Source organism: Marivivens donghaensis, from assembly GCF_011806565.1.
In the GTDB taxonomy this organism is placed as follows: Bacteria; Pseudomonadota; Alphaproteobacteria; order Rhodobacterales; family Rhodobacteraceae; genus Marivivens; species Marivivens donghaensis_A.
Window position 1 is genome coordinate 1 of sequence record NZ_JAATOP010000006.1, and the last position, 18750, is coordinate 18750.

General features: G+C 61.6%; 17 protein-coding genes, 2 tRNA genes and 3 pseudogenes. 9 read left to right on the forward strand and 13 right to left on the reverse strand.

Annotation, left to right across the window (positions count from 1 at the left end; all coding sequences use genetic code 11):
• Positions 1 to 117: 117 nt before the first annotated feature.
• Positions 118 to 697: pseudogene (locus tag HCZ30_RS09920) on the reverse strand (IS110 family transposase); the annotation flags it as partial.
• Between the two features lie 257 nt (positions 698 to 954).
• On the opposite strand from HCZ30_RS09920, the gene HCZ30_RS09925 reads away from it, so the two are divergent.
• Positions 955 to 2382: an alkaline phosphatase D family protein gene (locus HCZ30_RS09925; protein ID WP_167638143.1), complete on the forward strand. Its 1428-nt coding sequence runs from the start codon at positions 955 to 957 to the stop codon at positions 2380 to 2382.
• 287 nt (positions 2383 to 2669) lie between these two features.
• Here HCZ30_RS09925 and HCZ30_RS09930 read toward each other — a convergent pair whose 3' ends face one another.
• Positions 2670 to 3182, reverse strand: a complete 513-nt coding sequence (locus HCZ30_RS09930) for a DUF983 domain-containing protein (protein WP_167638355.1) — start codon at positions 3180 to 3182, stop codon at positions 2670 to 2672.
• Between the two features lie 109 nt (positions 3183 to 3291).
• Here HCZ30_RS09930 and HCZ30_RS09935 point away from each other — a divergent pair, with 109 nt between their 5' ends.
• Positions 3292 to 3510 carry a hypothetical protein gene (locus tag HCZ30_RS09935; protein WP_167638144.1) on the forward strand — a complete coding sequence of 73 codons (219 nt, stop codon included), beginning with the start codon at positions 3292 to 3294 and terminating at the stop codon, positions 3508 to 3510.
• A gap of 14 nt (positions 3511 to 3524) precedes the next feature.
• Here HCZ30_RS09935 and HCZ30_RS09940 read toward each other — a convergent pair whose 3' ends face one another.
• Positions 3525 to 4427 (reverse strand): LysR family transcriptional regulator, encoded by a 903-nt coding sequence (locus HCZ30_RS09940; protein ID WP_217703045.1) that lies wholly within the window; start codon positions 4425 to 4427, stop codon positions 3525 to 3527.
• Positions 4428 to 4523: 96 nt separating this feature from the next.
• On the opposite strand from HCZ30_RS09940, the gene HCZ30_RS09945 reads away from it, so the two are divergent.
• The 3 genes from HCZ30_RS09945 (at position 4524) to HCZ30_RS09955 (ending at position 6338) form a co-directional block, all read left to right on the forward strand.
• Positions 4524 to 5183 (forward strand): DsbA family protein, encoded by a 660-nt coding sequence (locus HCZ30_RS09945; protein WP_167638145.1) that lies wholly within the window; start codon positions 4524 to 4526, stop codon positions 5181 to 5183.
• Positions 5184 to 5207: 24 nt separating this feature from the next.
• Positions 5208 to 5816, forward strand: coding sequence for an NAD(P)-dependent oxidoreductase (locus HCZ30_RS09950; protein ID WP_167638146.1), 609 nt, complete (start codon positions 5208 to 5210; stop codon positions 5814 to 5816).
• Positions 5817 to 5909: 93 nt separating this feature from the next.
• Positions 5910 to 6338 (forward strand): DUF983 domain-containing protein, encoded by a 429-nt coding sequence (locus HCZ30_RS09955; protein WP_167638147.1) that lies wholly within the window; start codon positions 5910 to 5912, stop codon positions 6336 to 6338.
• Here the strand turns inward: HCZ30_RS09955 and HCZ30_RS09960 are convergent.
• Complete coding sequence (locus HCZ30_RS09960; RefSeq protein WP_167638148.1) at positions 6320 to 7141, reverse strand: LysR family transcriptional regulator; 822 nt, start codon at positions 7139 to 7141, stop codon at positions 6320 to 6322. The two genes, HCZ30_RS09955 and HCZ30_RS09960, sit on opposite strands and share 19 nt — an antisense overlap.
• Before the next feature lie 105 nt (positions 7142 to 7246).
• Here HCZ30_RS09960 and ampC point away from each other — a divergent pair, with 105 nt between their 5' ends.
• Positions 7247 to 8377 (forward strand): class C beta-lactamase, encoded by a 1131-nt coding sequence (gene ampC / locus HCZ30_RS09965; RefSeq protein WP_246212741.1) that lies wholly within the window; start codon positions 7247 to 7249, stop codon positions 8375 to 8377.
• Positions 8378 to 8675: 298 nt separating this feature from the next.
• On the opposite strand, the gene HCZ30_RS09970 is transcribed toward ampC, so the two are convergent.
• Positions 8676 to 9530 carry a DUF4394 domain-containing protein gene (locus tag HCZ30_RS09970; protein WP_167638150.1) on the reverse strand — a complete coding sequence of 285 codons (855 nt, stop codon included), beginning with the start codon at positions 9528 to 9530 and terminating at the stop codon, positions 8676 to 8678.
• A gap of 634 nt (positions 9531 to 10164) precedes the next feature.
• Between HCZ30_RS09970 and HCZ30_RS09975 the strand changes: the two genes are divergently transcribed.
• The 3 genes and pseudogenes from HCZ30_RS09975 to HCZ30_RS09985 form a co-directional block, all read left to right on the forward strand.
• Complete coding sequence (locus HCZ30_RS09975; RefSeq protein ID WP_167638151.1) at positions 10165 to 11133, forward strand: IS5 family transposase; 969 nt, start codon at positions 10165 to 10167, stop codon at positions 11131 to 11133.
• 122 nt (positions 11134 to 11255) lie between these two features.
• On the forward strand, positions 11256 to 11927 hold the full coding sequence (locus tag HCZ30_RS09980) for a hypothetical protein (protein WP_167638152.1): 672 nt from the start codon (positions 11256 to 11258) through the stop codon (positions 11925 to 11927).
• Positions 11928 to 12054: 127 nt separating this feature from the next.
• Positions 12055 to 12300 (forward strand): annotated as a pseudogene (locus HCZ30_RS09985) (transposase); the annotation flags it as partial.
• A gap of 11 nt (positions 12301 to 12311) precedes the next feature.
• Here the strand turns inward: HCZ30_RS09985 and HCZ30_RS09990 are convergent.
• The 8 genes and pseudogenes from HCZ30_RS09990 to HCZ30_RS10025 all read right to left on the reverse strand — a co-directional run bounded on the left by HCZ30_RS09990 (position 12312) and on the right by HCZ30_RS10025 (position 18706).
• Positions 12312 to 13438 (reverse strand): annotated as a pseudogene (locus HCZ30_RS09990) (IS3 family transposase).
• A 9-nt stretch (positions 13439 to 13447) separates the two neighbouring features.
• Positions 13448 to 13771, reverse strand: coding sequence for a hypothetical protein (locus HCZ30_RS09995; RefSeq protein WP_167638153.1), 324 nt, complete (start codon positions 13769 to 13771; stop codon positions 13448 to 13450).
• A 776-nt stretch (positions 13772 to 14547) separates the two neighbouring features.
• On the reverse strand, positions 14548 to 14832 hold the full coding sequence (locus tag HCZ30_RS10000) for a hypothetical protein (RefSeq protein WP_167638154.1): 285 nt from the start codon (positions 14830 to 14832) through the stop codon (positions 14548 to 14550).
• Between the two features lie 208 nt (positions 14833 to 15040).
• Complete coding sequence (locus tag HCZ30_RS10005) at positions 15041 to 15739, reverse strand: relaxase/mobilization nuclease domain-containing protein (RefSeq protein WP_167638155.1); 699 nt, start codon at positions 15737 to 15739, stop codon at positions 15041 to 15043.
• Between the two features lie 135 nt (positions 15740 to 15874).
• The gene (locus HCZ30_RS10010) at positions 15875 to 16021 is read right to left on the reverse strand and encodes a hypothetical protein (protein ID WP_167638156.1); all 147 of its coding nucleotides are present in this window, start codon (positions 16019 to 16021) and stop codon (positions 15875 to 15877) included.
• Between the two features lie 524 nt (positions 16022 to 16545).
• Positions 16546 to 18384, reverse strand: a complete 1839-nt coding sequence (locus tag HCZ30_RS10015; protein ID WP_167638157.1) for a DUF6538 domain-containing protein — start codon at positions 18382 to 18384, stop codon at positions 16546 to 16548.
• A 124-nt stretch (positions 18385 to 18508) separates the two neighbouring features.
• A tRNA-Asn gene (locus tag HCZ30_RS10020) sits at positions 18509 to 18583 on the reverse strand.
• Positions 18584 to 18631: 48 nt separating this feature from the next.
• Positions 18632 to 18706: transfer RNA gene (locus tag HCZ30_RS10025), tRNA-Asn, on the reverse strand.
• Positions 18707 to 18750 lie beyond the last annotated feature (44 nt).

Here is an 18750-nt window from a genome sequence, read left to right on the forward strand (position 1 = left end):
CAGATCCGCATCGCCATCATGAACCGCTGCTCGGCCCTGGAAAGGGCCGAGATCGAACCCGTCGCCTGACGCCCACGAGGAAAGGGGCGGATGATCCTGACGTCCGATTAGCGCAACAAGGTCGTTGTGAAGCTCGACGAGCTGGCGGCTGAGAACGCGCAGAACGTCCTGGGCGAGCTCTGGGACCCGGACTGCTTGCCCTCGATGATCCCTTTCGCAAAATCGATGGCCCGCGCGACGCCCCGAGCAATGGTGATCCCGAACTCCACGGCCAGGCTTTGGAGCTGTTGATCAACTGGGTGCGCTGTCGAACCACGAAGTCCCGTGCGCGATGCATGGAGAGAAGCGCCTGCTGGTCCTCTGACTTGATCTCGACAAAGCGCATCGTCGGCCGCGTTGCGGCTTCGCAAATCGCTTTTGCATCGACCGCGTCGGACTTGCCCCGTTTCACTTAGGGTTTGACGTACATCGGCGGCATCAGCCGGACAGTCTGACCGAGCTTCATAAGCTCGCGGCCCCAGTGGTGGCTCGATGCGCAGGCCTCTATGCCAATGAGGCAGGGCGACAGTCGCTCGAAGAAGGCCAGCACCTGCGCCCGGCGCAAAGGCCGATTGAAAGCGACCTCTCCGGTCTCGGCAACTCCGTGGACATGGAAGATGTTCTTGGCCAGGTCGAGGCCGACAGTGGTAACTTGCATGGGGTGGCTCCTCTCAATTGCAGATTCTGACACCTGCAATATGGCGCATTGCGACGCCGGGAGCGGGAGACATCCACCCCATGTGCTTACCGCCCTTCGGGACCGCGCCACGCTTGACGCCGCGGAGAGGTGCGACCGTTCACTTTGGGTTGGCTCCGGCCGATCATTACCGTTGGCGCGGGCGGCGAGAGCGGGTACCGGCCGATCGGGTGTGCCGGCATCTAGTTTGCAGCTGATTGGCGCCTATCTACTAGACCATGAGCACAACACCCATCATCGGCCCGATCCTGTTCTTGGACGACATAGACGACACCTCGATCAAGATCGCGGCGCTCTTCATTGCACCGAGAGGCGTTTCGGTCCCTCAAGTGAGGGTGGACGGGGCATCCCTGCCCGCCGGGCGCCTGGCGGAGTTCAAGGACGCGACTGTCTGGCGCGTGCGGTTCGGCCTTCCTCTTGGCGGCCGGTCGGAATACGAGTGGAACGGCACCCGCTATCCGGTCTGCTGCGATTTCTCGGGCAAGCCCCGCATCGCCTACGTATCGTGCAACGGGGAAGAGATCGGAGACCTCCTCCGCGAAGGTTCCGAGCGGAACGCCATGTGGGCTCGCCTCAGGGACAACCATCAGGCGCAGGAGTTCGCACTTCTGCTTCATGGCGGTGATCAAGTCTATGCCGATGAGGTCACCGAGGTGCATGCCCTCAGCAAGGGCTGGCCGGACGCCATCCCGGAGGACCCGTCGCACGAGGAATTGGCCGATCTCCGTGAGAATTTGAGGGAAGCTCTCTTTGAACGCTACGCGACGCTCTATGCTTCGCCGGAATTTGCTTGGCTCGCCGCGCGCGTGCCGTCGCTGATGCAATGGGACGATCATGACATCTGCGATGGTTGGGGATCCCTGCCTTCGTCCAAGACGCATTCCGGCGTGGGTCAGACACTGTTCTCGGCCGCTCGCGAGAGCTTTCTTATTTTCCAGCATGCTGCAGTCGATGGCGATCTGCCCGGCCGCTTTGCGGACGAGGATGGTCAGCACCTCGGCTGGGCGGTGCGCACCACTGGCCTGCGGATTGTCGCTCCGGATCTGCGCTCTGAACGGAGCCGCCGTGCGGTCATGGGGCAAGGCGGCTGGCAGATGATGGAGGAGGAAGCAAAGCGCCCGGCTCCCGGGCACACCTTCCTCATGTCGAGTGTTCCCCTCCTGGGGCCAAGGCTCTCAATCCTCGAGGCGCTGATGGTCATGGTGCCGAGCATGCAGAAATACGAAGACGATCTTCGCGACCAGTGGCAGAGCCGCGCCCATCGCGCGGAGTGGCGCCGAATGCTTCGGCTCGTCCGCTCCATGGCGCTGCCGGACGGACAGAGCCTTACAGTGGTGTCGGGAGAGATCCACCTCGCGACGCGTGGGAGCATGGATCTTGGTCACGGCCAGCGGATGCAGCAGCTGGTCGCCTCAGGAGTCGCGCACCGCGCGCCGCCGAAAGCCTGGGCCAACCTGCTGGGCGCATTGTCATGGCTGGGTGACTCGCCACTAAGGGGGCATCCGATCCGCATCGAGCGCCTACCGGGGCACGCGTCGCGCTACGTGGCCGAGCGGAACTATCTGATGCTCGAGCGCAAGGCAGACGTCTGGAACGCGACCTGGGAATTCGAAGAGAGCGGAACCACGGATCCCTTGCCGCTCTGAACGGTCGGGTGACAGTTTCCGCCAGCAGAGCTTGCTCAGTCATGCGGAGGGTTTCACCGATGTCGGCAAGCAGTTCAAAGCTGTCCTCCTTGGCTGTCGCAGCATGACGCCAGGCGCCGCCACGAAGGGCGGAAAGCTGGCATTCGCTTCGTTCGCGAACGCAGTCCGGCCGCACCGCAGAAGCGGACATTCAGGCGATGACCGAGGCCGAACTCCGTTCGAGCGACGCCAGGGGCGGAAAGCTGTCCTTGGCTGCATCCGGTGCGAATATCGGTGATGCGAACAGGTCAGACATGAAAACCTTCCTCCAGCTTGGGTTCTGACTTCCCGACGCAGACGGCCATGGCATCAATAGCGCCCGCCAAAGGGGATAGAACTTTATAGATCGAAAGTCGCTGGGTTCGATCTGCCAACAGGGGGCACCGCCAAGGCAACTCAACGAGCGAGGCGCTCCAGCGGGATTTGGACGAGATCGTCTGGCGACGGAACCGCCGTGTCCCAGAGGCCAAGGAGCGGACGCGGAAGTCTGCATTTGACCGTCCATCAACCCAGACCAAAATCGCCTGGGGGCCGACCATCAGTCCTTTCATTCTGGGCAGCATCAACAGAGCGAGCACCGTCGCGATCGTGCAGAGCACGAGCGCCAGAATCAGGGGATCATCCCGCATGTAGCCAAAGAGGCCATGGAGGGCGAAGCCCATCACGTGCCCGACGATCAGGATCGTCAGGTAGGCCGGGCCATCGTCGGCGCGATGATGGTGCAACTCCTCGCCGCATTCGGAGCAGGTGTCCTTGTATATCGGAGGGTTGTCGAAGTGCCTTGGAGGCGGATTGCGGCTCGCCTACAGCGTTGCACCCTCCAGCCGGTGTGCCCTCAGCCTGGGGCACGCCATGCGAAGCACGGCCGTCATGGCTTCACCGATCTCCTCCGCGCTGGCAAGCCGCTGGATCGAGGACGGCACCGCCGATGAGATCATCGGCTACATCCGTGCAGAAAGCGCGGCACGACAGGCGATCGCAACCGAGCTGCTCACCGGGCTGGAATATCGATACGCGCCGAATGCCTTCAACGTTGGACCGCGGCCGCCCAAGAGCTCGGACTTCATAGCGGGAACACCAGTGCTCTGAAGGAAATTAGTCGCTCACACCGGCTGGAATACCGAGCTGTTTCTTGTCCGTTCTGCGGCGAAATCAATGAATGCACGGGTGGCCGCGGGTAGGTTCTTTCGGGACGCGTATAGGGCGTAGAGCGAAAAGTCTGCCGGGGCCCACCCTGGCAGAACGCGCACAAGCGTGCCCTTGGCGATGTGCGGGGCAGCCGCGAAGGCCGGCAGCATCGCGATGCCGATGCCCTCAAGCGCGCCGCGCAGCAGCAGATAGGCCTCGTTCGTTTGCAGCGGCCCTGTAATATCGACCTTCGCAGTGCGGTCGGGGCCGGACAGCGACCAGGTCCGGCCGCCAAACTGCGCGTAGCTGATGCAGGGACGCTCCGCGAGGCCTTCGGGCGCGTCTGGCTGGCCGAACTGCGCAATGAGATCAGGCGCGGCACACAGGAAGGAGCTGACACCGCCGAGCCGTCTCGCGATCACGGCCCGATCGAGCGACGCGGTGATGCGCAGCGAGACGTCGATACGGTCCTGCACGAGGTCGACCAGCCGGTCGGTGATCCGCAGATCGATAAAGACCTTCGGGTAACGCTTTGCGAACGCGGGAATGAGGGGAAGGAAGACCGCATCCGCCAGCACGCCGGGCATGGCGACGCGGAGATTACCATGTGGCGCAGCCGCATCGGTTGATTGCCCGGAAATGCTCTCCGCGACCTCGATCAGCCTGCGGCAACGGCCAAGTGCAGCCTCCCCGGCCGGCGCCAGGGACAAGTGACGTGTTGAGCGATGCAGAAGGCGCGTGCCGGCCCAATCTTCCATCGCGCTGAGATAGCGCGAGGCCATGGCGCGGGACATGCCAAGCGCCTCGGCGGCAGCGGTCGCGCTGCCACGCTCGACCGTTTCAACGAAGACCTTCGCGGCGATGATCCTGTCCAACATCTATTCGCTCACTTCATGCAACACTGCCGTGCCCACTTTACTATATTAAACCAAAACAAGAAACATCATCTTAGCGTGGCAAGACAAGGACACGCCATGACCTCGACACTTCAGCTCACCTACCTTTTCGATCCGCTCTGCGGCTGGTGCTATGCATCGGCTCCCGCATTGAAGCGGATCTCCGACACCCACGGAGACCGGCTGCGCCTAATGCCGACCGGCCTTTTCGTAGACCCGCGCCCGGTTTCGCATATCGCCGATCATGCCCGCACGAACGATGGTCGCATCCAGGAGATAACCGGCCAGGCATTTACCGAAGCGTATCATCAGGGTGTGATGCGCGCCCCCGGTGGCGTCTTCAGTTCCGCGGCCCTGACCCGTGCGCTGGTCGCGCTGGGGCAGATCGCCCCGGCACTCGAGCCGGTGTTTCTCAATACGGCGCAGACGGCCCGCTATGTCGACGGACAGGACACGTCCCGCGCTGACATCGTGGCCGAACTTGCCGCTCGGGTCGCCTTGGATGCGGGCGTCGCGCTCGATGCGGACATACTACGTGTCCAGATCGAGGACGATCCGGCGCTCGAGATCGAGACCGATCGCCGGATTTCGGAGGGTCGGACGACAATGGCGGCTCTCGGCATTCGAGGCATTCCGCAGCTGGTCATTACAGATGCCCGCGGCACCCGGACTCTCGACAGCCAGACCCTCTATGCGGGCGGAGATGCCGTTCTCGCAGCGCTTCGCGAACCTGCCTAACACTCAAAGAAAGGAGATATCATCATGAAAGTCGCTGTTATCGGCGCCTCCGGCAATGCCGGACAACGTCTTCACAAAGAACTCGTCGCGCGCAACCACGACGTGACCGCAATCGCACGCAACCCCGACAAGATTGAATTGCTCGACAGGACAGAGGCCGTGGCCGGAGATATCGACGCGCCCAAGACGCTGGCCAAGACCCTGTCCGGCCACGATGCCGTGATCAGCTCGGTCATGTTCCGGATGTTCGATCATGAGAAGCTGCTGGAAGCCGTCATCGACTCCGGCGTGCCGCGCTACCTTGTCGTCGGCGGTGCCGGCGGGCTCGAAGTCGCGCCCGGTGTCCGGTTCCTCGACAGTCCCGATTTCCCCGAGGCCGCCCGGCCCGAATCCGAGGCAGGCATCGCCTATTACGAACGCCTGAAGCAGACCGAGAGGCTCAACTGGACGTTCCTCGCCCCGTCCGGGATGTTCGGACTCGGTGCGCGAACCGGCGCGTTCCGCTTGGGAACCGATAAGCTGCTCGTCGGATCAGACGGTAGCAAGATATCCTACGAGGATTTTGCGGTCGCCATGGTCGACGAGCTCGAAGAGCCCGAGCACAGCAGGGCGCGGTTCACCGTCGGCTATTGACGAGGGCCTCAGGTGCCACCCGGGTCGGGGTGGCACGCCATGACACCCGGAGTGACAGCAACGCACCCGGACCGCTGTCGCGGAATATCGAAGATGACATCGCCCCCCACCCAAACCGTGTCCGAACGCGAAGTGAAGCCCGCCGTCCTGCGCGGACTGAAAGAGCGCTGCCGGAACTGCGGGAAAGGGAAGCTCTTTTACCAGTATCTCAGGGTCAACGATAGCTGCCCTTACTGCGGCGCGGAACTCAACCACCACCGCGCGGATAACGGCCGGGCTTACCTCACGATCCTGATCGTCGGCCCCATCATGGGGTTCGTGCTGCACGGCACTTGGGGCTATGTGCGCGACGACCACCTGATCCTCGCGCTTTTTCTCTGCGCGGCAGCGATGAACCGGCTGGCGAACGGCAGCAACGGGCCGGGAGCGATGCCGCGCAGGGCAGGGGCAGCCGTTTGCCACTTTGGAGCTGCATGGCGGACTGAAGTGCTAACCCTATGGGGTCATTCGAGCGGTCGATGATCTGCCGCCGCCGTTCGCATCCAATTCAGCAGCATCTTTGAGGCGCTCGTGATCCGCCGGTCCTTGGGCACCGTCAGCCAGTAGCTTCCAAGTGTCACCGTCGTAGCAAAAGGGCGTATCAGCCGACCCGAAAGCAGATGACGTTCGAACATCGCGACGTGCAGCAGCGCGATGCCGAACCCCTCGGTCGCCACATCGGCGAGCCCGATCGAGCTGTCCAGAACCGGCCCCGTGAGGGGAGGGCAGGCCTCTGTGGCCTGGGCAAACCAAGCGGTCCACTCATCGGCGCGGTAACTGCGCAACAGCGTGTGCCGTCGCATATCGGCTGGTGTCTGGATGTCCAGTCTCGGGGAGCAGAGCGGCGTCATCGGGGCATCCAGGCCTTCGCGGGCGATCTCCACGCGGTTGTTATGCGTGGACAGCCGCAGCTTGATCCCGGGATGCGCCTGGTCGAAGGCCTGCAGTCGGGGAATGAGCCAGCCCACCGCAAAGGTCGTCACCGCCCCGATGTTGAGCGCTTCGGTCGGCGGCCCGCCTGCCAGACGGTCGAGCACGCGGGCAATGTCGTCCAGCCCCCGTTCCATCACCGGAAACAGCGCCTGGGCGGCATCGGTCATGACCAGCCCCGCCGGGGTGCGGTGGAACAGGGTCACGCCCAGCACATCTTCCAGCCGCGCGATCTGGTGGCTGACGGCGGCTTGCATGACGCGAAGTTCGATGGCGGCGCGGGTGAAGCTGCCCTGACGGGCGGCCACCTCGAAGGTGCGCAGGGCGTTCAGGGTGTTGTCGGGACGGCCTGGCATGAGCTGAACTTATGCGCAGTTCAATATGTTGTCGTCTTCTTATTGTCCGCAGCCCCGGATATTTCCAGTCTCGAACAATGACATGGACCAGACATGCCCCCCCCTTTGATCCTCTCCACCCTGATAGTGACCGCTTCGTTCACGAACGTTCTCGCGCAAGACAGCCAGCAGGCGTTCGAAGCCAACGCTGCTGCAAGTTTCGAGGCGGCGATCGCGGATTACGACATCCCCGGCCTGATCGTGGGGGTGACCCGTGACGGGCAGCACCGGTTCTACCAGACCGGACTGGCATCGCGCGAAGACCAGCGCCCCGTGACGCCGGACACGCTGTTCGAGCTTGGCTCCATCAGCAAGATATTCAGTGTCACACTAGCGGCCCTAGCCGATGAGCGCGGTCAAGTATCGCTCGATGCCCCGGTTTCGAGCTATCTTGCGCCCCTGCAGGGGACGCCCGCCGGAGCATTGACGCTGATGGATCTGGCGACGCATCATTCCGGTGGCCTGCCGCTGCAAGTCCCGAGCGAGGCCGAGAATGTCGATCAGCTTGTGAAGTGGCTGGGGAATTGGCAGCCCTCCGAGCCCGGTGCGCGCAGCTACTCCAACCTCAGCATCGGCCTGCTGGGCCACATCACCTCCGACGCCATGGGCATGAGCTACGCTGATGCCCTGCAGAAGGACCTCCTTCCTGCGCTCGGGCTGAACAATACGTGGATCAATGTTCCGGGCGACGCGGCGGACTCTTATGCCTTCGGCTATGACCGCAAGACGAATGCGCCGATCCGTGTCACGCCCGGTGTTCTCGACGACGAAGCCTATGGTGTGAAATCGTCTGCTCGCGACATGCTGAAACTTCTGGATATCGAGCTTTTGAATGCGGATGTCTCCGCCGAAATCCAGGATGCAGTGTCGCGCACCCAAATCGGACAATTCCAGACCCGGCTCTTTACGCAGGCGATGATCTGGGAGGCCTACCCATGGCCTGTTGAGCAAGAACGCCTGGTCGGTGGAAATGGCTATGATTTCATCCTCAAGCCCCAGCCGATGCAGGAGGTGGCAGGGCTGCCCGACCGGGATGTCATCCTGAACAAAACAGGGTCCACGAACGGGTTCGGCGGCTATGTCGCGATGGTGCCGGGCGAAAATCTGGGGGTCGTGGTCCTTGCAAACCGCAACTACCCCAACGAGGCCCGGGTCCGCGCGACCCACGACCTGATCAACCGCATGCTCGGGAAATGAGTTGAAGTGACCAGCGGCGGTCGGCGCGTGCTTACGAGCATGCCGACTGTCCGCTCTGTCCGTTCGCCCGACCATCACCCAAGAAAAAATGCTACGCGTCGCACGACTGGCTGCTTTGGTGTGGATGCGACGGCGCATCGACGGTTGCCTCGAACGGCAGCAACGGGCCGGTCGCGCCTTCCGTCGCTTCAGGGGCGAAGGTCAGAAACGCGCCGCTTTGGTCAGCCCCCGGCTCAAACAAACTGGGGGCCCAGGAGTGGCATGGCACATCCTCGAGAGGGTGGCGTAGCCTGAGAAATTACATAACGCGCGAAACGGCGAAGCCGCTGAAACCGCCCATGCCGAGCTCGGCGAGTTCGGTCAGTGCGCCGGTTTCAAGATCCACTGAATAGAGCCCGGCTGTATCTTCGCCATCGAACTGCAGAAGCGCATAGGCCATGTCGGTGCCTTCCTCGGGCGAGACAATGTCGAAGCCACCCCAGTCGCTCACGTTGACCTTTTCGCCGTCGAGCGTCAGGTATCCGACGCTCGCAAGCTCGCCTGCATTGTTTGCCAAGGTGACCAGCGCATTGGCCTGCGCGTCGATGGCGTATTGGGCCGTCGATCCGGCCGTCTCGCTGGAGATCGCATTGGTGTACGCGTTGGCGAAGATCTCGGGTTCGGCGTCGGCCGACATGTCACCGTTGACGTAGAACGCGTCAGTGAAGCGGCGGACCGAGTTGGCGCGCTCGTCGCCGTCTCCAAAGCCTTCGGGGAAGTAGACGAGGTTGGAACCGTCTGCGCCCACGGTGCGGACCGCGTCGATCTGGTTGTTGAAGTCGAACGCGACGGCGCCTTCCCCGATCGTGGCGTCGTCCATGAAGGTGGCGCCGAGATCGGTCAGCTCACCGGACATCGGATCGACCTCGTAGATCATGCCGTCGGCAAACCCCAGGAGCTGGCCCGTCACGGGACGATACGCAATGGCGCGGAGCGGGTTTTCCGGCGTGTAGGTTTCCACGTCACCCGGCTGGGTGATATCGGCCATGGTGACGAGCGTCCCGCCGTCTTCGGCCAACGCGTAGCCCATCATGCCTGCATCGTCCTGGGCCAGAGCGCTCGAGCCGAAAGCGAGTGCAAGAGCGGTAACGGGAAGCGTGGTCTTGAAAAGCATAGGTCATCCTGTTGTTGAGATTGGCCAGCATCAATCTGGCCAGATGCAGCTAGCCACGGATGAACCGGCGGCACGGTTTCAGCCCAATGAAGTCTTTTTCTTGCGGGATAGAAACGCACAGGCGCTTCGAAAACCCGTCTCGCACTTCTTTGTTGAGTGAGAGCGGCTTTCTTCGGGAAGCATGCTGCGAAAGCGATGATCCTTGGACGTGTGCGGGCTTCGCGCAGAAGGCGGTGTCGAGCCTGACGTGGGGAGGGTGGCATCTACGGCCATCCGTCAGGCTGGCTTTGCTATGACAGCGCAATTTTGAGTAAGTGCTGCGTATGGCAGCTTTTACTGGCTCTACCGCAGAGATCCGGTTCAGTGACGAAGGTCGGCTCAGGGCCGTGAGCGACGGGCGCTGCGGCTCGTCAGGTGCGCGGCGGCAGGTCCGCTTCGCGCCCAATCTGACCGCGGCGCTTCTTATCCTCGTTGCATTTGCTAGGAGACGCACCTCGTCGTGCCCGGACCTGCTCGGTCCTTCAAGCCAGCCACAGCGGATCACCGGTGCCAGTTTCAATAGCCATCTGGAGGGCGTTGTTGCACAAAGGGGCGAGGGATTCACCTCGCGAATCCAATGTAGTAGCCGGAAGGTATGAGCAGACCTCCGAAGACGACCTACAAGACCACCAACTGGCAAAGCTACAATCAGGCGCTGAGGCAGGGCGGATCACTGACCGTTTGGTTCGATCCCTCGATGCACTGGGAAGCCATTCCGTCGGGGCGTCGCGGCCGTCAGCAGGCCTATAGCGACGCTGCGATCCAGGCCTGCCTCACCTTCAAGACACTCCTTGGGCTGCCGCTCCGCCAAGGCGTGCCGTTGTCCGCCATTGGTCCGAGGACAATGGCACGCGGTTTCGTGGCGAGCCTGCTCGAACTGTCCGGGCTCGGCTGGTCCGTGCCGGACTTCAGCACTCTGTCACGTCGCCAGAAGACCTTGAACGTGACGATCCCGTATCGCGGTTCCAAGGGGCCGCTGCATCTGCTCGTGGACAGCACCGGCATCAAGGTGGAAGGCGACGGCGAGTGGCACACGCGCAATCATGGCGGCTCGAAACGAAGGGTCTGGCGCAAGCTCCACCTCGGGATCGATGAGGAGACGCTGGAGATCCGGGCAGTCGAGGTCACCTCCAGAAATGTCGGCGACGCGCCGGTGCTGCCGGACCTGCTTGTCCAGCTGCCCCCGGATCAGGAGATCGCCACCGTTACAGCAGACGGTGCCTACGACACGCGCGCCTGCCACGACGCCATCGCTGACCGCGGTGCGGCAGCAATCATTCCGCCCCGCCGCAACGCGAGACCCTGCAAGCCGGACACGGCAGGAGCCCGAGCGCGCAACGAGATACTGCGGACGTCAAAGCATCTTGGCCGGGCGCTGTGGCGGAACTGGAGCGGCTACAACCAACGGAGCAGGGTGGAGACGAAAATGAACTGCGTAAAGCTACTCGGACAGAAGCTGATGTCCCGCGACTTCGACCGCCAGGTTGCCGAAGTTCAGATCCGTGCGGCGGTAATGAACCGCTTCACTGCCCTCGGCATCCCAGTCACCGTGGCACTGGGATAAGTGTGTCCGGAGAAAGGGGAACTGCGGTCATCATTTGATTTGTACAACAGCGCCTTATGGGGCATACAGCCCTCACCATGTATGCCCCTCTGATTTTCATACGAGACGCAAGGACCATTTGAATGCTTAAGCCACTATCCATTGCCCTCTTAGTTTCTGGTCCTGCCTTCGGTGCCAGTGATGATGCTTGGTCCGCCTTCGCAGCCGAGGTTGAAGACGCTTGCCTCGCTGCTGCCGGCAATGCGCTTGTTGATGCGTCAGCAGTTGTCGATTCTTTCGGAAGCGAAAACTACGGAATGGCTATCGTCACGGGGCGAACTGTTAATGACCGTAGCGCGAGCATGATATGCGTTATGGACAAAGGAACGCGCGCTGTTGAGATCGGCAGTGAGCTTGAAATCGCGGTCACAAGGACAGGGCTGCAACCGCTGTCAGAGCAGGACTTTGAGAGTGCGAGTTTGGCGGGAGAACTGTTTTGTAGCTTCGAGGCCGAAACCGGAACATTACTGCTTGCTGGGGGTTACGTTGCCTCGGACCAGCCGGCAGAAGCGGCGGTGAAGCCGTTCAGCCAGCTGATGAGGTTGGAGGCTCAAGGTGGATTTGATGCGATCATTGACGGCGCGGTATTCACCAACAACAGCAACAGCAACTCTGCGACGGTCGAGGTGACGGTCGAGGTGACGGGTAATGCGACTGAAGGCGGCGAGTCCCCGGCGCTTCCGGCAACGCTGACAGTCAAGTCAGAAGATATGGCTGACGTGACTTCTGACGGGTTTTGGCGCTGCGGACCGTGATGACTGTTGCAGGGCACGCTGAGGTCTCAATACGTTCCAAGTTCTTTTGACAAAAGGGAATCACACCACAGCGCGGGCGTGATTCAAGCTGGTATCTGCAACGGAGACCAACTTGGCACGAGACCTGATGTCGGACGAGGAATGGAAGTTTTTTGAACGGTTCATCCTGACAGTCCGCGCCCCGAACGGACTCAAACCTACCAACCATTGCCTTGCTCTTGATGGGATTTTCTGGATCGCGCGCACGGGATCTCCTTGGCGCGATCTGCCGGAAGAGTTCGGCAAGTGGTCAAGCGTCTACCGCCAGTTCTGGCGTTGGACACTGGCAGGGCTCTGGGAGCAGATGATGGACGCCCTAAACGAAAGTGACCTGCCATTGAACTTTCATCCAGCTGCGACTTGAGCCCGGTTGATGCTTACGCCGATTGCGGTGGTCAAGGCCCGCGCATAGTCAGCCGGGGTTTAGTAATTCAATGCCGAATGGGGACGCTCGGTGTTGTAGTCTGCGGCCCAAGCCGCGATCACGACGCGCGCATGTGCCAGATTGCGGAACGTTGTCTCGTTGAGCAGCTCGTCGCGGATCCGCCCGTTGAAGCTTTCGACGAAACCGTTCTGCATGGGCTTGCCCGGCGCGATGTAATGCCATTCGATCCGGTGCTCGGAACACCACCGCAGGATCGCGTTACTTGTTAGCTCCGTCCCATTATCACTGACAATCATGTCGGGTTTGCCGCGGCGCTCGATAAAGGCCGTCAGTTCACGCGCTACTCGGCGCCCCGAGATCGAGGTGTCCGGGATCGCCGCGAGGCACAACCTGGTAACATCATCGACCACGTTGAGCACGCGGAAGCGCTGGCCGTTGGCGAACTGGTCATGGACGAAATCCAGTGACCAGCGCGCATTGGGCCGCGCCTCGATCAGGATTGGTGCCCGTGTCCCGACAGCCTTGCGCCGGGCCTTCCGCTTGCGCACCGTCAGTCCTCCCTCGCGGTAGAGCCGTTAGATCCGGTTGATGCCGGAAGGCTCGCCTTCGCGGCGCAGCAGCACGAACAGCCGTCGATAGCCGAACCGCCGGTGCTCGTTGGCCAGCTCCCGCAGCCGCCCACGCAGCTCCGTATCCGGATCACGCCGCGCCTCGTAGCGGACCATCTTGCGATCCGCACCGGCAATCCGGCACGCCCGCCGTTCCGAAGGCCCGAGCATGGACCTCAGATGCGCGACCGCCTCGCGCTTCTCGACAGGCGTCACCACTTTTTTGAAACTAGCTCCTTCATCGCCGCCAAATCCAGCATTTGCTCAGCCAAAAACTTCTTGAGCTTGGCGTTCTCGTCCTCGAGCGCCTTCCGTCGCTTGGCCTCCGACACCGTCATGCCACCGAACTTGGCCTTCCAGTTGTAGAAGGTGCCTTCCGACATGCCATGCTTCCGGCACAGGTCGGCGCACTTCGCGCCTGCCTCGTGCTCGCCCAGAATGCCGATGATCTGCTCGTCCGTAAATCTCGTTCGCTTCATTGTCCGTCCTCAGGTTGGGGCGGACTCTAATCGAGCGTCGAGGACCAGCATTGCATCCCCATCGACCACGGCGGGCATTCGCTGCTCCGGCGTCAGCGGCATGGACTCGACGGTATCGAAGAACTCTTTCCAGTCCGTCAGCTGCTGGTTGATGAAGGCTGCGATCGACGCATTGCGGAGTTGCTCTGGATTGCGCGCGAGTTCCATGATCGGAGCCAGCCGCGCCATCGCTTCGTCGCCCAGGGCTGCCGGGGTGAGCTTCTTCAGGACGCGGGCGTCGAGGTCGGCGGCCTGGCTTGCGACTGGGTTTACCAGGCAGGCTGCTGGATACATCGCCGGTGCATTCAATCCTTCGATCGCCGTCAGCAGGGCCGCAATCGCGTCGTCTTCGTTGGAAAGCTAGGCAAGATTGTAGCCCGACCAGGCTGCCTGGACAGCTTGCGCGCAGGCTCTGGCGGGTGCCTCCTGGACCCCGGGCAGCAGGACGCAGGACTGGTTGCCGAGATCTAGGGTGAGGCGGGCGGAGACACGGCCACGCTGAACGACGGGAGCTGCTGCGATTTCCGAGAGGTGAACCCTAGCATGCGCGCCGCCAGACGCCGCAATGGTGTCGTCCTAGAGGGCCAGCGCTAGCGGGTGCTTGCGGAAGGGGTCGAACAGGAAGGCAGGCAGTGGGCGCGATACGAGTTTCATCGAAATCCAGAGGTCAAGTTCGGATCCAGACATACCAGATGTACCCCAAGGGGGAAGTGTTCCATATCAATGGCGAGTAGGGGCTCGCATAGTGAGGCATCGGTCTGCTGCCGCAGACGTCTCGTGGCATCCGTCAAAGGGGATAGAACGTTTTTACTACATCGGTTCCGGGGAGTGGTCGTCCGACGTTCCGGGTATCTCAATTTCCACCTCCCTGAACTTCTGACGCCAGGCTTTGGCGAACTGGGTGACTTCACCTTCCTCAGGCGCGTTGACCAGGACGCCGCCGATCACCTCGGCAACGCTTCCATCCCGGAACGTTACTTGGATCCCTGATTTGTCCAAGCGGCGCCAGCTCCATCCACTGAAGCGCACATGCAGAAGCCGGAGAAGCTGCCTGAGCTGCTGACCAAAGGTCAGTCGACCGGACTGAACATCAGGCAGTGGATCTCGGAGATCTGCTGCTTCAAGCTGCGGTTCTCTGCCCGGATCTCCTGAAGCTGCCCCGAGATGGTCTTGAGCATCTGTGACAGTGCGGCGTTGGTCTCGTTCGCCTGATCCAAGGCTGCGCGGTGCTCTTCCCTGAGTTGCGTCGCCTTCCGCAAATCCTCGGCGATCCTCTGGAGCGCCTCGATCAGAGCTTGGCCAAGTTCCGTCATCGGATGGTCCGGCTCGTTCAGCAGATCGAGCAGACGGAGCAACTAAGTTACCTTCTCGTCCGTGGTGAGAATCGCCTTCAGCAACACTTCGTATTCCTGGGGCAGGGTCAGAGTTGTCGGTTTCTTGTCCATGTTCAAACTCCATCAAGGGTTTCGCGTGGGGCCGGAGAGCCGCGAGAACAATCTGGGCGCTGAGGCCCATTCGAAGGCGGTGAAGGGCATCTGCATGAGCGAGACGCTCCTCGAGATGTCACGGCTCCCAGGCCGGCCCCAACTCGCCTCCGAAGATTTTGGCTCCATCCAGGCTGAACAGGTGGCTCGTTGTCCCATGCGTATTCTGGGTCGCGGTGCGCAGGATGGCAGGGGATTGCCTCGCCAGGGCACGATCGAGGTCGCCGAGGGTTCTGGGTCTTTCGGTTGTGAAGATGGTTCTGAGGGCCTCGCTCAGCCTTTTCTTGGGCGCCGTGGTTAGCCGACGGGTGATGATCGGTGGGTCGAGGCGCGGGATCTGAGCGTTGAAGTAGTCGGGTACGGGCAAGCCGAGGCGCCGAGTCAGCATCTGGTGATTGCGACTTGTCCTGATGTCGCCGGTCTCGGGGCGCAGGCGGGACCCGTCAAAGCCACGCAAGGCGATGGCAACATGCACATGGTCGCAGTTGGCATCCGTATGACGGGCCGCGACCCACGGAGTACGCAGGGCGGGCAGGCCAATAAGGTGGAGCTGCGCCATGACAATCGCATGCCATGTTTCGCGACTGGCCTGCAGTCCTACGGGCAGTGACAATGTCATGTGCATCACTCCCGCACCATCCGCGAGGTTGTCCAAGCGGTCGCGCATGAACACGGGATCCGCGCGGAGGATGGTGCCACCGATGAACTCCGCACCGTCGCGGAGGTCATCGTCGGGTAGTACGCCGGCCGTTTTGGGGAAGGTGTTATGCGCACGCATCGATCAGCCTTTCTTAACCCTGCGGAGCTCCAGCGTGAGTTCTTCGAGGAGAAGCGCCAAGTGGTCGAGCTGTTTGGGAGCGATATCTTCGGTGTTCAGCGTCACACCGACCTGACCGATAAGATCCGCGATCGCCTATGTGCCGATTTCGGGTTCCAGAGCCCGTCTGCGGATGAACAGAGCGCGGCTCTCCGATCTCGCAGACTGGCGCAGCGTTTCCAGCAGCGAGAACTCCTCCTGCGAGAAGCGCACCTCTACGAGCTTGTCTCGCAGGGCGGTCATGCAAGGCCCCAGTCAGTGTGACCGGCGATCTGGGGGGACATACGGTGGGGACGGGCGCAGATGCTGGCCGGATTGTCGGTCAACGTGGTTGTTCTTTTTGCAGTTTCTCTGGCCGACATGATAACTGTTGCAGGGTTGCCCAGCCGAGCCCGAATGGCGGTGCGAGCCCGCCTCACGTCGCTATAATGTGGATAACTGCGCTGGCCTGGTGGGCCGAGTGGCTGGTGAAGCGTCCGGCATGTGCCGGCTGAGATGACCTTGACGGGAAAATCCGTATTTTTCGCCAAGGGTGATTACCGTTCAGAATGGCCCCGACCAACATGTTTATCGGATCGCGATTGTCGCTTCGTGCCGAGCCAGGGATGCTTGCGCGCGTAAGAACCTAAGGGGGAGGGGCCTCTGGCGGGCAATCGCGAGCCGAAGTATCCGATATGTCGAAAATGATTTTCTGATCCTGATGTGACCATTCGCGCCATTCGTCATCATGTTCGGTAGGCCCGCCAGGCAGTGATCTCGTCAGCGCGTCAGAACAATCGCGGCAGCTTTGCGACCACGCCACTCATCGCGGGCATCGGCGTGGCGACATCATATTGCTCGTCATGCACGTCACCGCCGCTGTGTCCGACAAGGTCAAGGCGATGCTTCTCGCTGACCTCGGGTAACTCCTTCAGGTGGGCAATGGCATAATGGCGGAACGAGTGGAAGCAGAGCTCCCTCGGATTACCGTCCAGCTGCAGCACCAGCGCCTTCGCCCAGTTGTAATAGATCTTGTCACCGAAGGACTGGCTATCATTTGTCGCGATCAACTCGGGGAAGAGGGCCGTGGCACCGCGCTTGCGCATGTGGTCGACATGTCTGAGAAAGCCCAACTCGATCAGGTACTCGTGAATTGGAACCAGGCGCTCCGAACTGAAGGTCTTGACCCCGCGGTGCACGTTGTCTCGGATGTGGTAGCAGGGAATGCCGTCGACGGACACGACATCCCGGGGTTCCAGCCCGAGAACTTCCTCCCGGCGGGCGCCGCTGTAGCCAGCCAGGATCGGCCCCCAGTAGAGCCCATCCGCCTTTACGATGTTGCCGCGCTCATGGCGCCGCGACGTTGACCTGCAGCCCGTCCAGATCGGGTGCCGGAAGACCTGCTGCAGTTCCGGCAAGTTGAAGGCTTCGCGCTTGTCGCGGTTACGCTTGTCTTCCCGGACGCGGAGCAGGCCGAGCTCAATCGTGTCGGCAATCGGGATGCTTTCGCTCTTGGCGAACTGGAAGATGAGCTTGAACCGGTCCAGATGACCGTTGATCGTGCGCGGCGAGAGGCCGACCTTATTCTCGGGAAGATCCTCTGCGCGTGCCAGAATCTCATCGATGGTCCTGTCCGCGTCTATCGGGCTTTTTCCGTAGCTCGTAGGCAGTCGCTGCAGCATCGACTTGTAGAACTTGAGGTGACCTTGCGTGATACCTCGAACGTCGGTGACGCCCGTAGCCTTGACGAAGAGGTGCGCCTGCGATGAAAGCTGCTTTCTGGTGTCTTCCTTGATATGCTCGCGGTCCTTCTCGGCGTTGATGCGCTCTACGAGCGCGACAATGTCCGGATCGAAACTGAACTCTGGCCTTTGGTCTGAGACTTGAGGTGGGGTAGGTGCCTCGATCAGAGTGGTTTCCCCGGAGATGTGAAGGGGCTCTCGGGGATCGATGATCTCGGCAGGCGCGCGCGCTTGTTCAAGGCTAGGATCTTCCCGACCTTCAGATGCGGACCAGGCCGCGGCTTTTCCCGCCAGCAGCAGTTGCCGCAGAGAGAGAATCGTCTCGGCCGCAGGGTTCAAGGTCTCGCCTGTCGCCGTTTGAATGCTGTCCCGCGCGGCGCGTAGCATCTTGTTGACGCCCGCCTCGGACAGTACGTCGCGCGACAGGATGCCAAGCATCGCCTCTAGCGACGCGATGTCTGTCTCACTCGAACCTTCGTTGAGTACGGTGCGTCGGTCTTGAGCAGAAAGCTGCGGATGCAGTCCCTTGCTCGCCAGGTGAGACCAGGCGCGCGCCGTCGCCCAGTCGAGACGCTGGGCTTCCTCGGATGAGCCCACCGGGTCCATCCGGGTGATCATGCGCTGGCGCTCGATGCGATCAAGCTCGCTGCGGACAACAGAGGTCAGCCAGGCCTTGGCCTGGGCTGGGGGCAGCTTTCCATCGGTGATTGCATCCAGCATCCGGTCGCACTCGTAGTTCAATCTGCGTGCGATGATACACGCGATCGACCGGTCCGTGGTGCGCAGAGACAACTGCCAATGTCGGGTTTTTGTGGAAAACTCAGGCACGCGCCGACGCCAGCTCCAGGTGGAGCCGCGTTGTAGGAGGTAAGGGGTGGTCGCCAAGATGCGGCCTCCAGAATTGGAGACGAGCGACCCGCATTTCAGGAAGTTGTGCTACAGTGCTGTGTGACACTGTACCTGCCAAATTCAGCCTATGCCTTGAATATTAAGGGCTTAGTTGTTGAATTGGCTCCGGCGGTAGGGATCGAACCTACGACCAATTGATTAACAGTCAACTGCTCTACCGCTGAGCTACGCCGGAATGCCGTTCGCGTCTATGTTTGAAACCCTGATGCGAGAGGGTTTGAGATGGCTCCGGCGGTAGGGATCGAACCTACGACCAATTGATTAACAGTCAACTGCTCTACCGCTGAGCTACGCCGGAACATCTGCGGCGGTGTATAGCCATGGTGTTCAGGGTCCGCAAGA

Coding starts and splice junctions, on each gene's coding strand:
- HCZ30_RS09925 (WP_167638143.1), top strand. CDS start 955: ATGAGCACAACACCCATCATCGGCCCGATCCTGTTCTTGGACGACATA.
- HCZ30_RS09935 (WP_167638144.1), top strand. CDS start 3,292: ATGGCTTCACCGATCTCCTCCGCGCTGGCAAGCCGCTGGATCGAGGAC.
- HCZ30_RS09940 (WP_217703045.1), bottom strand. CDS start 4,427: ATGTTGGACAGGATCATCGCCGCGAAGGTCTTCGTTGAAACGGTCGAG.
- HCZ30_RS09945 (WP_167638145.1), top strand. CDS start 4,524: ATGACCTCGACACTTCAGCTCACCTACCTTTTCGATCCGCTCTGCGGC.
- HCZ30_RS09950 (WP_167638146.1), top strand. CDS start 5,208: ATGAAAGTCGCTGTTATCGGCGCCTCCGGCAATGCCGGACAACGTCTT.
- HCZ30_RS09955 (WP_167638147.1), top strand. CDS start 5,910: ATGACATCGCCCCCCACCCAAACCGTGTCCGAACGCGAAGTGAAGCCC.
- HCZ30_RS09960 (WP_167638148.1), bottom strand. CDS start 7,141: ATGCCAGGCCGTCCCGACAACACCCTGAACGCCCTGCGCACCTTCGAG.
- HCZ30_RS09970 (WP_167638150.1), bottom strand. CDS start 9,530: ATGCTTTTCAAGACCACGCTTCCCGTTACCGCTCTTGCACTCGCTTTC.
- HCZ30_RS09975 (WP_167638151.1), top strand. CDS start 10,165: ATGAGCAGACCTCCGAAGACGACCTACAAGACCACCAACTGGCAAAGC.
- HCZ30_RS09980 (WP_167638152.1), top strand. CDS start 11,256: ATGCTTAAGCCACTATCCATTGCCCTCTTAGTTTCTGGTCCTGCCTTC.
- HCZ30_RS09995 (WP_167638153.1), bottom strand. CDS start 13,771: ATGTATCCAGCAGCCTGCCTGGTAAACCCAGTCGCAAGCCAGGCCGCC.
- HCZ30_RS10005 (WP_167638155.1), bottom strand. CDS start 15,739: ATGCGTGCGCATAACACCTTCCCCAAAACGGCCGGCGTACTACCCGAC.
- HCZ30_RS10010 (WP_167638156.1), bottom strand. CDS start 16,021: ATGACCGCCCTGCGAGACAAGCTCGTAGAGGTGCGCTTCTCGCAGGAG.